General features: G+C 61.2%; 16 protein-coding genes. 5 read left to right on the forward strand and 11 right to left on the reverse strand.

The genetic code is table 11. The features are described from left to right. Positions 1-55: 55 nt before the first annotated feature. From PspS04_RS04225 to PspS04_RS04235, 3 genes are read right to left on the reverse strand one after another with little or no spacing between them, the layout of a single operon-like run. Positions 56-958 (reverse strand): acyltransferase, encoded by a 903-nt coding sequence (locus PspS04_RS04225; RefSeq protein WP_159993792.1) that lies wholly within the window; start codon positions 956-958, stop codon positions 56-58. Next, entirely contained in the window at positions 959-3,058 is a 2,100-nt protein-coding gene (gene pta, locus PspS04_RS04230) for a phosphate acetyltransferase (protein ID WP_159993794.1), read from the reverse strand. 60 nt (positions 3,059-3,118) lie between these two features. After that, positions 3,119-3,457, reverse strand: a complete 339-nt coding sequence (locus tag PspS04_RS04235) for a DUF3565 domain-containing protein (protein ID WP_095169370.1) — start codon at positions 3,455-3,457, stop codon at positions 3,119-3,121. Between PspS04_RS04235 and PspS04_RS04240 the strand changes: the two genes are divergently transcribed. The 3 genes from PspS04_RS04240 to PspS04_RS04250 all read left to right on the forward strand — a co-directional run bounded on the left by PspS04_RS04240 (position 3,426) and on the right by PspS04_RS04250 (position 5,787). Beyond that, positions 3,426-3,911 carry an FKBP-type peptidyl-prolyl cis-trans isomerase gene (locus PspS04_RS04240; RefSeq protein ID WP_095169371.1) on the forward strand — a complete coding sequence of 162 codons (486 nt, stop codon included), beginning with the start codon at positions 3,426-3,428 and terminating at the stop codon, positions 3,909-3,911. The two genes, PspS04_RS04235 and PspS04_RS04240, sit on opposite strands and share 32 nt — an antisense overlap. A gap of 132 nt (positions 3,912-4,043) precedes the next feature. After that, positions 4,044-4,526: a glutathione peroxidase gene (locus tag PspS04_RS04245; RefSeq protein ID WP_095169372.1), complete on the forward strand. Its 483-nt coding sequence runs from the start codon at positions 4,044-4,046 to the stop codon at positions 4,524-4,526. A gap of 157 nt (positions 4,527-4,683) precedes the next feature. Beyond that, positions 4,684-5,787, forward strand: coding sequence for an NADH:flavin oxidoreductase (locus tag PspS04_RS04250; protein ID WP_159993796.1), 1,104 nt, complete (start codon positions 4,684-4,686; stop codon positions 5,785-5,787). On the opposite strand, the gene PspS04_RS04255 is transcribed toward PspS04_RS04250, so the two are convergent. Both PspS04_RS04255 and cysZ read right to left on the reverse strand, forming a co-directional pair. Then, the gene (locus PspS04_RS04255; protein ID WP_159993798.1) at positions 5,756-6,979 is read right to left on the reverse strand and encodes a glycosyltransferase family 4 protein; all 1,224 of its coding nucleotides are present in this window, start codon (positions 6,977-6,979) and stop codon (positions 5,756-5,758) included. The genes PspS04_RS04250 and PspS04_RS04255 overlap by 32 nt on opposite strands. A 40-nt stretch (positions 6,980-7,019) precedes the next feature. After that, a complete protein-coding gene (gene cysZ, locus PspS04_RS04260) occupies positions 7,020-7,775 on the reverse strand; it encodes a sulfate transporter CysZ (RefSeq protein ID WP_095169375.1) in 756 nt (251 codons plus the stop codon). Positions 7,776-8,087: 312 nt separating this feature from the next. Between cysZ and trxB the strand changes: the two genes are divergently transcribed. After that, positions 8,088-9,044, forward strand: a complete 957-nt coding sequence (trxB, locus tag PspS04_RS04265) for a thioredoxin-disulfide reductase (RefSeq protein WP_095169376.1) — start codon at positions 8,088-8,090, stop codon at positions 9,042-9,044. Between the two features lie 247 nt (positions 9,045-9,291). Here the strand turns inward: trxB and PspS04_RS04270 are convergent, their stop codons facing one another. The 6 genes from PspS04_RS04270 to PspS04_RS04295 all read right to left on the reverse strand — a co-directional run bounded on the left by PspS04_RS04270 (position 9,292) and on the right by PspS04_RS04295 (position 12,314). Continuing rightward, positions 9,292-9,630, reverse strand: a complete 339-nt coding sequence (locus PspS04_RS04270; protein WP_095169377.1) for a HopJ type III effector protein — start codon at positions 9,628-9,630, stop codon at positions 9,292-9,294. Beyond that, the gene (locus PspS04_RS04275) at positions 9,623-9,919 is read right to left on the reverse strand and encodes a DUF1244 domain-containing protein (RefSeq protein ID WP_095169378.1); all 297 of its coding nucleotides are present in this window, start codon (positions 9,917-9,919) and stop codon (positions 9,623-9,625) included. The genes PspS04_RS04270 and PspS04_RS04275 overlap by 8 nt, the downstream gene beginning before the upstream one ends. Positions 9,920-10,015: 96 nt before the next feature. Further along, the gene (folX, locus tag PspS04_RS04280) at positions 10,016-10,387 is read right to left on the reverse strand and encodes a dihydroneopterin triphosphate 2'-epimerase (RefSeq protein WP_027618555.1); all 372 of its coding nucleotides are present in this window, start codon (positions 10,385-10,387) and stop codon (positions 10,016-10,018) included. Between the two features lie 2 nt (positions 10,388-10,389). Next, on the reverse strand, positions 10,390-10,950 hold the full coding sequence (folE, locus tag PspS04_RS04285) for a GTP cyclohydrolase I FolE (RefSeq protein ID WP_159993800.1): 561 nt from the start codon (positions 10,948-10,950) through the stop codon (positions 10,390-10,392). Between the two features lie 22 nt (positions 10,951-10,972). Continuing rightward, positions 10,973-11,683 carry a dihydromonapterin reductase gene (folM, locus tag PspS04_RS04290; protein ID WP_159993802.1) on the reverse strand — a complete coding sequence of 237 codons (711 nt, stop codon included), beginning with the start codon at positions 11,681-11,683 and terminating at the stop codon, positions 10,973-10,975. A 61-nt stretch (positions 11,684-11,744) separates the two neighbouring features. Continuing rightward, the gene (locus PspS04_RS04295) at positions 11,745-12,314 is read right to left on the reverse strand and encodes an antibiotic biosynthesis monooxygenase (RefSeq protein WP_159993804.1); all 570 of its coding nucleotides are present in this window, start codon (positions 12,312-12,314) and stop codon (positions 11,745-11,747) included. A 206-nt stretch (positions 12,315-12,520) separates the two neighbouring features. On the opposite strand from PspS04_RS04295, the gene PspS04_RS04300 reads away from it, so the two are divergent. After that, positions 12,521-13,480 carry a MerR family transcriptional regulator gene (locus tag PspS04_RS04300; protein WP_159998734.1) on the forward strand — a complete coding sequence of 320 codons (960 nt, stop codon included), beginning with the start codon at positions 12,521-12,523 and terminating at the stop codon, positions 13,478-13,480.

Raw genomic sequence — 13,480 nt, forward strand, 5'->3', positions numbered from 1 at the left:
ACGCGAAACCTGTGGGAGCGGGCTTGCCCGCGATGAGGTCAGAACAGGCACCCGATTAGTTTGCCGGATATTCCCGATGCATCTGCGCGAGCAGCGCATCCTTGTCTTCCCACAACTGGTTGATCCAGCCCTGGAACTGCAGGCGGTAGGCGCCATCCTGCTCGTAGTTCTTGCCAATGAACTGCGCCGGGATCGACAGCTCCTGGAAATGCACCACCACCTCCTTCACGTTGCCACACAGCAGGTCCCAGAAACCCGGGCGCCCGGCGGGGTAGTGAATGGTCACATTGACCACTGATTCAAGCTGCTCGCCCATGGCGTCCAGCACAAAGGCAATCCCGCCGGCCTTGGGCTTGAGCAGGTAGCGGAACGGTGATTGCTGCTGTTTGTGCTTGGCCTCGGTGAAGCGCGTGCCCTCGGCAAAGTTGAACATGCCCACCGGATTGTTGCGAAATTTCGCACAGGTCTTGCGGGTGGTTTCCAGGTCCTTGCCTTTCTTCTCCGGGTGTTTTTCCAGGTAGGCCTTGGAGTAGCGCTTCATGAACGGAAAGCCCAGGGCCCACCAGGCCAGGCCAATTACCGGGACCCAGATCAACTCCTGCTTGAGGAAAAATTTCAGCGGGCGGATTTTCCGGTTCAACAGGTACTGCAGCACCATGATGTCGACCCAGCTCTGGTGGTTGCTGGTGATCAGGTACGAGTGCTGGTAGTCCAGGCCTTCAAGGCCGCTGAGGTGCCAGCGGGTGCGGCAGACCAGCCGCATCCAGGCTTTGTTGTTGCTGATCCAGGCCTCATGGGTGTGGTTCATCAGCCAGGCGGTGAACCGCTGGGTGAGGGCGAACGGCAGGACCTTGAAGATCGCCACACAGAACAGGAACGAACACAACAGCAGGGTGTTGAGTGCCAGTAGCAGCGCAGCGATCACGCCACGCACGGCGCCAGGGAGAAAATCCAGCATTTAGAGATCCATAGGTCGGTTGGCGGCCTGAATCGCGGTCAGGGCGATGGTGTAGACGATGTCGTCGACCTGCGCGCCGCGCGGCAAGTCGTTCACTGGTTTGCGCAGGCCTTGCAGCATCGGTCCGAGGCTGACGCAATCGGCACTGCGCTGCACGGCCTTGTGGGTGGTGTTGCCACTGTTGAGGTCGGGGAAAATGAACACCGTGGCGCGCCCGGCTACCTGGCTGTTGGGGGCCAGTTGTCGCGCGACGTCTGCGTTGGCGGCGGCGTCGTACTGCAGCGGCCCGTCGATCAGCAGCGAATTTTGCGCTTCGTGGGCCAATAGCGTGGCCTCGCGTACTTTCTCCACTTCTTCGCCGCTGGCCGAGTCGCCACTGGAGTAGCTGAGCATCGCCACCCGTGGCGTGATGCCGAAGGCGGCGGCGGAGTCGGCGCTTTGCAGGGCGATTTCCGCCAGCTCGTTGGCGCTGGGGTGCGGGTTCATGATGCAGTCGCCGTAGACCAGCACTTCCTCTGGAAACAGCATGAAGAACACCGAGGACACCAAGGTGCAGCCCGGTGCGGTTTTAATCAGTTGCAGGGCAGGGCGGATGGTATTGGCGGTGGAGTGAATGACCCCGGACACCAGCCCGTCGACCTCGTCCAGCGCCAGCATCATGGTGCCGATCACCACGGTGTCTTCCAGTTGCTGCTCGGCCATCGGCGCGTTGAGGCTCTTGGTCTTGCGCAGAGCAACCATTGGTTCGACATACCGGTCGCGGATCAGGTCCGGGTCGAGAATCTCCAGGCCAGGCGGCAACTCGATGCCCTGGGCGCGCGCCACAGCCTCGACGTCCGCCGGTTTGGCCAGCAACACGCATCGGGCAATGCCGCGGGCCTGACAGATGGCTGCCGCCTGCACGGTCAGAGGCTCGCTGCCCTCGGGCAGGACGATGCGCTTGTTGGCTGCCTGGGCGCGCTGGATCAACTGGTAGCGGAACACCGCGGGCGACAGGCGCATTTCTCGCGGCGTACCACAGCGCTGGTGCAGCCAGTTGGCGTCGAGGTGACTGGCGACGAAGTCGGTGATGATTTCCGCGCGCTCGCGGTCATCGATCGGGATTTCCTTGTTCAGGCCGTTCAACTGGTTGGCGGTGTCGTAGGAGCCGCTGCTCACCGACAGCACCGGCAAGCCGGCCTGCAATGCACCGCGGCACAGGTCCATGATGCGCGGGTCGGGCAGGGTGTCACTGGTCAGCAGCAGGCCGGCCAGCGGCACGCCGTTCATCGCCGCCAGGCTGACTGCCAGGATGATGTCGTCGCGATCCCCCGGGGTCACCACCAGCACGCCGGGCTTGAGCAGCTCCACGGTGTTGCGCATGGTCCGCGCACAAATGATGATCTTGGTCATGCGCCGGGTTTCGAAGTCGCCGGCATTGAGCACTTGCGCGCCCATCAGGTCGGCCACATCGCGGGTACGCGGGGCATTGAGCTCCGGTTGGAACGGGATACAGCCGAGCAGCCGGAAGTCACCGCTGCGCAGCAACGGCGAGTGTTCTTTCAGGCGCGCGGCGAAGGCCTCCATGCTTTCCTCGGTCTTGACCTTGTTGAGGATCACGCCGAGGACTTTCGGGTCTTTCGGGCCGCCGAACAGTTGCGCCTGCAACTCGACGCGCCCGGACAGTTCGGTGAGCACTTCGTTTTCCGGCGCCGAGACCAGGATCACCTCGGCATCCAGGCTTTTGGCCAGGTGCAGGTTGACCCGGGCGGCATAGCTGGCGCTGCGGGTCGGCACCATGCCTTCGACGATCAGCACGTCTTTGCCGACGGCGGCTTGCTGGTACAGGGTGATGATTTCTTCCAGCAGTTCGTCCAGTTGGCCGTCGCCGAGCATCCGCTCGACATGCGCCAGGCCCAACGGTTGAGGCGGCTTCAGGCCATGGGTACGGGCCACCAGTTCGGTGGAGCGTTCAGGCCCGGTGTCGCCGGGGTGCGGCTGGGCAATCGGTTTGAAGAAGCCGACTTTCAACCCAGCACGTTCCAGGGTACGCACCAGCCCGAGGCTGATGGAAGTCAGGCCCACACCAAAATCGGTGGGTGCGATAAAAAAAGTTTGCATGCGGATTCTCTAGAGGTGCATGGCAAGGTGAAGGCCTATGACTGGCCTCCTACCGAAATTTCAGACGCCAAGGTTATCGCTAACCGGGCCTTGAGCGCACCAACCGCAATCAAAGGCCTGGCCTATTTTTTCCTGGCGCTGCAACGGGTCCAGGACCCAGGCCCGGGATTGCCAGGGAGGCTGGTGGCGCAGGTGCTGGGTATGACCACAGGACAGCTCGGCCACCCAGTGCCCATCCTCGTCCAGATGGAAACCGGTAATGATCGAAGCTTTCGAAGCGGGCCGTTGGTCAGGGTTCCGTTCGCTTTCGGGCGTTTGCTTCGCTAAACTTGTCCATTCTTTATTCTTCTGCAAAAGGTCTCGCCCCATGCTGATCGCCGCCAATAAGGCTGTCTCCATCGACTATACCCTGACCAACGACGCTGGTGAGGTCATCGACAGCTCCGCCGGCGGCGCGCCGCTGGTCTACCTGCAAGGCGCAGGTAACATCATTCCAGGCCTGGAAAAAGCCCTGGAAGGTAAAGCTGTCGGCGACGAACTGACCGTAGCTGTTGAACCTGAAGACGCTTACGGCGAATACGCCGCCGAGCTGGTCAGCACCCTGAGCCGCAGCATGTTCGAAGGCGTCGACGAACTGGAAGTGGGCATGCAGTTCCACGCTTCCGCGCCAGACGGCCAAATGCAGATCGTCACCATCCGTGACCTGGACGGCGACGACGTGACCGTTGACGGCAACCACCCGTTGGCCGGCCAGCGCCTGAACTTCCAAGTGAAGATCATCGACATCCGTGACGCCAGCGAAGAAGAAGTCGCCCATGGTCACGTCCATGGCGAAGGTGGTCATCACCACTGATTTCTGCGCTAAGCTCAGGTATCTGGAGAGGCGCCTTTGGGCGCCTTTTTAGTCGGCGCCGGTTAAAGGGCGCCGGGCGAGAGTGCGGTTGAAGGGCGTTTCGAGAAAAACACGGGATATCTGGAGTTCATCATGAGTGCTTTTCACGACCTTACTTTAAAAGCGTTGGACGGCCAGGCGTTACCGCTGGCGCCCTTCAAAGGGCATGTCGTATTGGTGGTCAACGTGGCCTCCAAGTGTGGTTTGACCCCACAATATGCCGCCCTGGAAAGCCTCTACCAGCAGTACAAAGGCCAAGGCTTCAGCGTGCTGGGCTTGCCTTGCAACCAGTTCGCCGGCCAGGAGCCGGGCACTGAAGACGAGATCAAGGATTTCTGCAGCCTCAACTACGGCGTGAGCTTTCCGTTGTCCAGCAAGCTGGAAGTCAACGGCCATGAGCGCCATCAGTTGTACCGTCTGCTGGCGGGCGAGGGTGCGGAGTTTCCTGGCGACATCACCTGGAATTTCGAAAAATTCCTGCTGGGCAAGGACGGCCGGGTGCTGGCGCGTTTTTCGCCGCGTACGGCACCGGATGATCCTGCGGTCGTTCAGGCGATTGAAAAAGCGCTGAGCTGATATCTCCCCCCTGTAGGAGCGAGCCGCAAGCGGGCACTCGCTCCTACAATATTTCCTATCTTTTGGTCCTTAATCACTGCAATCAATAGTGCTATTCAAGCGCGCGCTCACTCCATATTATCCCCGTCATAAACCTTGGATCCCTGTGGAGTGCCGCATGCCTGTACAAGCCCTGTTTAAGCCGTTTTCCCTGGGTACCCTGCAATTGCCGACCCGTGTGGTCATGGCACCCATGACCCGTTCATTTTCCCCGGGCGGCGTGCCGAACTCGAAAGTCATCGAGTACTACCGTCGTCGCGCGGCGGCTGGCGTGGGCCTGGTCATCACCGAGGGCACCACGGTCGGCCACAAGGCGGCCAACGGTTACCCGAACGTTCCGCAGTTCTATGGTGAAGCGGCCTTGGCCGGCTGGAAAAAGGTCGTGGACGCGGTGCATGCCGAAGGTGGCAAGATCGTTCCGCAACTCTGGCACGTCGGTAGCGTGCGGCGCATCGGCACCGAGCCGGACGCCAGTGTTCCGGGCTATGGTCCGTCGGAAAAGCTCAAGGACGGCCAGGTCGTGGTGCACGGCATGACCGAACAGGATATCCAGGAAGTAATCGCTGCCTTCGCCCAGGCCGCCAAGGATGCGCAGAGCATCGGCATGGACGGCGTGGAAATCCACGGCGCCCACGGCTACCTGCTGGACCAGTTCTTCTGGGAGACCAGTAACCAGCGTACCGATCAGTACGGCGGTAGCCTGGCCAACCGCTCGCGCTTTGCCATCGAATTGATCCAGGCGGTGCGGGCAGCGGTCGGCGAAGGATTCCCGATCATTTTCCGTTTCTCCCAGTGGAAGCAGCAGGACTACACCGCGCGCCTGGTGCAGACGCCCGAGGCGCTGGGTGAGTTCCTCAAGCCGTTGTCCGACGCTGGTGTGGACATTTTCCATTGCTCGACACGGCGTTTCTGGGAGCCGGAGTTTGACGGTTCCGACCTCAACCTGGCCGGCTGGACTCGCGTGCTGACCGGCAAGCCGACCATCACCGTGGGCAGCGTGGGCCTGGACGGCGAATTCCTGCAGTTCATGGTCAACACTGACAAGGTGGCGCAGCCGGCCAGCCTGGAAAACCTGCTGGAGCGCCTGAACAACGATGAGTTCGATCTGGTGGCGGTAGGGCGGGCGCTGCTGGTTGACCCGGACTGGGCGCAGAAAGTCCGCGATGGCCGTGAAGGCGAGATTCTGCCGTTCAGTCGCGAAGCGTTGATGACGCTGGTTTAAGCGCCACCGCAACCTTCTCTGGCGCGGGGACCTGACAGGCCCCGCGCAATTGGTCTTCGAACTGCTCGATGATCGCCGCCCAACCCTGGCGGCTCGCGTGCTGTCGCGCATTCAGGCGCACGCAGCGCAGGGTTTCATCCTCCTCCAGCAACCACGCTGCCGCATCGCAGAACGCCTCTTCATCACCCGGCATCGCCAACACGCCGTTGTAGCCATGGCGAATATGCTGCGCCGCCGCGGCCTGATCATAAGCCACCACGCCCAGACCGGAGGCCAGCGCCTCCAGCACCACATTACCGAAGGTTTCGGTCAGGCTCGGAAACACAAACACATCCCCGCACGCATAGTGCGCCGCCAAGGCCTCACCGCGCTGTGAGCCACAGAAGATCGCCTGCGGCAGCTCCTTTTCCAGTGCCGCGCGTTGCGGCCCGTCGCCGACCACGATCAATTTCAGATTGCGCTGTGGATAAGTACTGCACAGCTTTTCGAAACAACGTTTGAGCAGGCCAAGGTTTTTTTCGGGGGCGAGCCGACCGACGTGCATGACCGCGATGTCTCCCTCAGCCAGGCCCCATTGCTCACGCAAGGCGTTCAGCCGTTTGGTCGGATGAAACAACTGGCTGTCGACGCCCCGGGACAACAGCGCCAGGCGCTCGAAATGCCGGCGCTCCAGTTCCAGTCGCTGACTGATGCTCGGCACCAATGTCAGCGTCGAACGGTTATGAAACCAGCGCAAGTAATGCGTCAGCATCCGGGTCAGCAAACCGAGACCGTACTGACTGGTGTATTGCTGGAAATTGGTGTGGAAACCGCTCACCACCGAGATCCCCAGGCGCCGCGCTGCCCGCAGGGCCGACAGGCCCAGCGGGCCTTCGGTGGCGATGTACAGCACGTCCGGGCGCTGGCGTTTCCAGCGCCTGAGCAGTTTGTGCATCGACGACTGACCCCACTGCAACCCCGGATATCCCGGCAGCGGCCAGCCGCGGCAGAGCAGCAGGGCGTCGTCGCTGGCCAGGGCCTGATCGCCGTCCTGGCGCGGGCGCACCAGTTCGACCTGGTGCCCACGGGCGCGCAGGCCATCACACAAGCGGCCCAGAGTATTGGCCACGCCGTTGATTTCCGGAGGGAAGGTTTCGGTGATCAGGGTGATATGCAGAGTTGTCGTCATGACCCCAGTGTCAGTTGGGGTCATGTCGTCATTGTGTCAGGGTGATGATGAATTGATGACCGGCTCAGCCCTGGCTGGTTACCAGGTTTTCCGCACCGCGCTCACGCACCCAGAACAGGGTCGCCCCCGCCACTGCGGCCGGCATCATCAGAATGTTCACCACCGGAATCAGCAGCACTAGATAGACGATCCCGCCAAAGCTCATGCTCTGCCAGCGTTTTTCCCGCAGCCAGGCGAGCATCTCGTTCCAGCCCAGCTTGTGGTTGTCTGCCGGGTAGTCGATGTACTGGATCGCCATCATCCACACCCCGAAGATCAACCACAGCGGTGCGGCGATCAGGTTGACCACCGGAATGAACGACAAAATGAACAGCGCCAACGCCCGGGGCAGGAAGTACCCCAGCTTGCGCATTTCCCGGGCCAGGGTGCGTGGGACCATGGCCATCAGTTCGCCCCAGCTGAAGGCCGGGAAGTCATCGGTGCCGCGGACCACCACTTCGACTTTCTCGGCAAGAAAGCCGTTGAAGGGCGCAGCGATCACGTTGGCCAGCAGGGTGAAGGTGAAAAACACCATCAGCGCCACCAACACCACGAACATTGGCCAGAGAACATAACTGAGGAAGCTCAGCCAGTCGGGCAGCGACGGCATCAGGGTGTCGACCCACAGGCTGAACTGGTGGCCGGCCAGGTAGATCAAGCCGACGAACAGCACCAGGTTGATGGCCAGCGGCAGCAGCACGAACAAGCGCAGGCCGGGACTCAGGACCAGCTTGAGGCCTTCGCGCAGGTATTGCGGGCCGGACAGAACGGGGGCGGGCATAAGGTGCTCCGAGCAAGGGGAAAACGCGCCGACCTTACCGGCTTTGCCCCACAGGCGAAAGCGTGGCAAGCGGATCGACATTAACTGTAACAAAGGCGCCGTTAAATCGGCCGCTTGGAGATAGAGACCGCCTATGAGCTGGATTGTTAAACGGTATTTCCTTAATCTTCGCCTCCTCGATACGCTGCACCCATTATTTTTCAGGACTGTCGCGCGATGCACTTCCCCAAGTGCTGTCACGGTCCTTTTTTATTCCAGCCGGCAATCCGGCACCCGCGCCAGGTAATACCGGCCGGTCGATAGGAGTGAGTCATGTCTGATGTACGTCATTCGCGAGTGATTATTCTCGGTTCCGGCCCTGCCGGTTACAGCGCCGCGGTCTATGCCGCCCGTGCCAACCTCAAGCCGCTGCTGATCACCGGCATGCAGGCTGGCGGTCAACTGACCACCACCACCGAAGTCGACAACTGGCCTGGCGACGTCCATGGCCTGACCGGCCCGGCGCTGATGGAGCGGATGAAAGAGCACGCCGAGCGCTTCGAGACCGAAATCGTGTTCGACCACATCAATGCCGTCGACTTCGCAGCCAAGCCTTACACCCTGACTGGCGACAGCGGCACTTACACCTGTGACGCGCTGATCATCGCCACCGGCGCCAGTGCGCGTTACCTGGGCCTGCCGTCGGAAGAAGCGTTCATGGGCAAGGGCGTTTCGGCCTGCGCTACCTGCGATGGTTTCTTCTATCGCAACAAGCCGGTCGCTGTGGTTGGTGGCGGTAACACCGCCGTGGAAGAAGCCCTGTACCTGGCCAACATCGCCAGCACCGTGACCCTGGTGCACCGCCGCGAGACCTTCCGCGCCGAGAAGATCCTGATCGACAAGCTGAACGCCCGTGTGGCCGAAGGCAAGATCATCCTCAAGCTCAACTCCAACCTGGACGAAGTGCTGGGTGACAACATGGGCGTGACCGGTGCGCGCCTGAAGAACAACGACGGCAGCTTCGACGAGTTGAAAGTCGACGGCGTGTTCATCGCCATCGGCCACACCCCGAACACCTCGCTGTTCGAAGGCCAGTTGACCCTCAAGGACGGCTACATGGTTGTGCAGGGCGGCCGTGACGGCAACGCCACTGCCACCAGCATCGAAGGTATCTTTGCCGCCGGCGACGTGGCTGACCACGTCTACCGCCAGGCCATCACCTCCGCCGGTGCTGGCTGCATGGCCGCACTGGACGCAGAGCGTTACCTGGATAACCTGAAGAACGCTTGATTCTTTGGGCATGAAAAAACCGGCTTCGGCCTAATGCCGATCAGTTAAGCGACGCTGTCAATTGTAGGAGCGAGCTTGCTCGCGAAAAACGTCAACGATAACGCGTGTATTCAGTATAAACGCGGCGCCGTTGAGTTCTTCGCGAGCAAGCCGCAAGCGGGCACCCGCTCCTACAAAAGGGCTTAACTGATCGGCATTAGGCTTCGGCCGGTTTTTTTGTAGCGCTGAAAAAGCTCCAGCGGTGCAGTCAGCGCCGTGCCAGCGGTTGTGCCGAGAGCTTGACCCCCGCCAACCCATGGATCATCAGCGCACGGATATTGCCGTGGTCACTGCCCTCTGGGGTGGCCAGCACAGCACGGTAGTGCTCACCGAATGCCAGCAGGGTTTCTTCATCGCTCAAGCCTTCCAGCACAGCCAGGCCCAGGGTCTTGCACGAACCTTCGTTCTGTCCGGCGGCGTTTTCCACGCCACCGTTATTGAAGGCTTGCGGCTGGTAGTCGTAGTTCGCGCCGATGAAGGCCAGGGTCTGGGCAAATGCATGTTCACCGGTCTTGAGGCTGGCGCGCAGGGTGTTCAGGTCAGTCATGGGTCTTTCCTTTGGCGAACGCGGCTTGCTGCTCGGCGCTGGCTTCTTGCTGGTATTGGGCTTTCCACTCGGCGTACGGCATGCCGTAGACCACTTCGCGGGCGTCATCGAGGCTGACGTCGATCTGGCGATCGTCGGCCGCAGCCTTGTACCACTTGGACAGGCAGTTGCGGCAGAAACCCGAGAGGTTCATCAGGTCGATGTTCTGCACGTCCTTGCGGCTGTCCAGGTGGGCAACCAGCCGGCGAAAGGCGGCGGCTTCGAGTTCCAGGCGTTGTTGTTCGGTCATGGCGGTCTCTGCGAGACAGCTTCAAGCGGCAAGCTTCAAGCTGCAAGTTGGATGGCGGTGGCGGCAAGTTTAGCGCTTGCAGCTTGCCGCTTGAAGCTAGCGGCTTGCTGCGAGGGTAATCGACACCGACTCGGCGAAACGCAGGGCGTGGGGTTTGTCGACTTCGACCTCGGCGTACAGCACGCTTTGGTTGGCCATCACCAGGTCCAGCAATTCCTGGGTCATGCGTTCGAGCAGGGCAAAACGATTGCCTTCCACGTGCGCGATGATCGCCTTGGTAATGGTGCGATAGTTTAGCGCGTGGTCGATGTCGTTATCGCGCACCGCTTCCTGTGCCGCATAGAGGATCGTCAGGTTGATCAGCACGTCCTGCTTGTTGAGGATCTCGTCTTCATTGATGCCGATGAAGGTGCGCAGGCACAGGTCCTTGACCCGGATGCGGGCCATTCCTGGTTGAAGTTGTGGCATTGCTACTTGCTCCGTCCAATCAATTGCAGGAACTCCTGGCGGGTGTTGCTCGAGTCGCGGAAGGCGCCGAGCATCACCGAGGTGTTCATGGTCGAATTCTGTTTTTCCACGCCGCGCATCATCATGCACATGTGCCGGGCCTCGATCACCACCGCAACGCCGGCGGCCCCCGTCACGCGCTGCACGGCGTCGGCAATCTGCCGGGTGAGGTTCTCCTGGATCTGCAGGCGCCGGGCAAACATGTCGACGATCCTGGCGATCTTCGACAGGCCCAGTACCTTGCCGGTAGGAATATAAGCCACATGGGCCTTGCCGATGAAGGGCAGCAAGTGATGTTCGCAGAGTGAGTACAACTCGATGTTGTCGACGATCACCATTTCATCGTTGTCAGAGGCAAACAAGGCACCGTTGACGATCTCATCGACGCTTTGCGCGTAACCATGACACAGATACTGCATGGCCTTGGCCGCGCGGGCCGGGGTATCGAGCAGGCCTTCGCGGTCTGGGTCTTCGCCAAGACCGATGAGGATCTCGCGGTAATTCTGGGGCAGGGACAATGGCATGGAACATCCTCGCGGGGGCGGCCTATTTGACGTGCCGTCCGCCGTTGACGGTCAGGGTCGTGCCGGTGACATAGGGGTTGTCCAGCAAATAGCGCAGGCTCTGGTAGACCACTTCGCTGCCGGGTTCGATGCCCAGCGCCGACTTGGCCAAGGCCTTGGCGCGGTACGCCGCGTCGTCGTCGGGGTTGAACAGTAGCAGGGCGGGAGCGATGCCGTTGACCTTGATGTGCGGCGCGTACTTGGCGGCGAACGACAGGGTCAGGCTATCGAGCCCGGCTTTGCTGGCGCAATAGGCGATGTGCTGGCTGCTGCCCTTGCGCGTGACGTCGTCGCTGATGTGCACGATATCGGCGGGGCTCGAGCGCCGCAGCATCTCGGCACACTGCAGGTTGATCAGATAAGGCGCAAGCATGTGCACATTGACCATCTGGGTGAAGGCAGCGACTTCGTTATCGGCAGTCTCCGCAGTCCATGCCGAGGCGTTGTGCACGATGGCCCGCAGTTGCTGGGTGTGAGTCTTGAGCTCGGCGATGAAGGCGAGGATTCCGGCTTGCGTGGAAAAGTCACCAAACAGCGCGGTTGCCCCCAGGTCGCGCAGGGTTTGTACGCCCGGGCGCTCGCTGCGGTAGCTGATGATCACCGGCTGCCCGGCCTCCAGCAACCGCAGCGCGCAATGCAGGCCGACGCGTTGGCTGGCGCCGGTGATGAGGATCGGGGCGGGGGAGGAGGTCATGAATGGCTCGCATCGCGGGTATGGCAAAACTATACCAGCGACTGCACGAGCCATGCCCCTTTTAGCGGTTTTGCGCAGTCGCCTCGGCCGGCAACGACGGTGCGGGCGTGCTGCTCAGCCAACTGGCCAGCAGGCGAGTCGACAGCGGGATGAAGAAATAGACCATCAAGGGGGTCAGGGCCAGGGTGCTGATGAACACCCGGGGCAGCATGTCGAGGTCGCTGAGCAATGGGCCCAGGACAAAGTTGAACAGTAGCGAGACCGGAAAGAATGCCAGCCAGATGGCGACAGCCTGTTTCCAGCGCGGCGGGCGCTGGCCGGCGGCGCCGAACCAGCCATCGATGCCGCTGACTCGATGTTCCGAAGGATGGGCAAACAGTTCGCTGCCACGCCCTAGCCAGGCCGTGCGCGAGGCGGAGTGCTCCCAGGCGTGCAGGGTCGGTTCGTCGGCGAAACGGAAAATGATCTGGAATTCGTCATCACCAGGCGGCGGAGCGAGTACGCCGGAGCCCAGGTAGCCGGGAAAGTCAGTGGCCAGTTGTTCGCCTTCGCGCAACCAGGCGATCAGTTCCTGATAGCGTCCGCTGGCAACGCGGCGCGCCACCATCAAGGTGACAGGTGAGGTAGACATTATGTATCTCCATAAAACGGGGGCGCGATTCCGGGTAGGAGGCGCGCCAAACTCAGCCCGGGGTGGAGGGCTGGGTTACAACAAGCAAGGATTATTCCTGATTTTGCGAAATACGCCAGTGACCTTCGTCGATCAGGCAGTACTTGAACATCGTCCATGCTTGCGCGATAAAATGGATCCAACTTGAAATGGATGTCTACGCACCGATGCCCGTCATCACTGAGTCTCCCGAGCCGTTGCAGGCTGTTGATGCCACCAGCCAAGCGCAAATGTTCCCCATTCGTGAAGTGGCACGCCTGACCGGCGTGAACCCAGTGACGTTGCGTGCCTGGGAGCGACGCTACGGTTTGATCCAGCCAGTGCGCACCGAAAGCGGGCATCGACTGTATTCCCTGACCGATATCGAGCAGATTCGCAGCATTCTGAGCTGGATCGCTCGGGGGGTGGCGGTCAGCAAGATCGCCCGGCTTCTGGCCAGGAGCCAGGCCGCGCAGGCGTTGTCGAGCATTGTTCCGGACCCGTTGGTCCAGGCTGACTATGTCCAGTGGCAGGTCCAGATTCGCACGGCATTGAGCAATTATGATGATCTGGAACTGGCGCGGATCTACGGCCAAGTGTTCTCCACTTATTCATTGGATGTGGTGTTCCAGGACATTTTTATGCCGCTGTGGACTCAGGCGCTGCAACAAAAGGAGACCTTCGGGCAAACCAGTGAATGGGTGATGCTCGACGCCTTCCTGCGGTCACGGGTGCTGCAACGACTGATTATGTTGCGCGGCTCACAGCCGGTTCGGGCTGCGGTGGCGGCAATCGAAGGCCATTGCCATGAGCTGGAGTTGCTACTGGCGGCATTGTTCCTGAGCGGTGGCGCGGTGGGCGTCCGGGTACTGGCGCTGGGCAAGCCTTTCGAGGAGCTGTCCCTGGTCTGTGAGAAAATCCGGCCCGAGGTGCTGGTGCTGGTTTCCAATCGGGCGCCGGCCGCTGACTTTGCCCGGCGTCTGAATCGGCTGGCGATGAGCCTGCAGTGTCGTCTGTTGTTGTGCGGCGATGCGTCGGAGCTGGCGCAGGACAGCCTGGCCGGTTCGTCTATCGGTTGCCTGGGCAATGAAGGTGGCTTGATGCGCCAGCGCCTGCAGCATTTTCTTGGCGGAACGCTGGATACCTGA

This window comes from Pseudomonas sp. S04, assembly GCF_009834545.1.
Taxonomy (GTDB): domain Bacteria; phylum Pseudomonadota; class Gammaproteobacteria; order Pseudomonadales; family Pseudomonadaceae; genus Aquipseudomonas.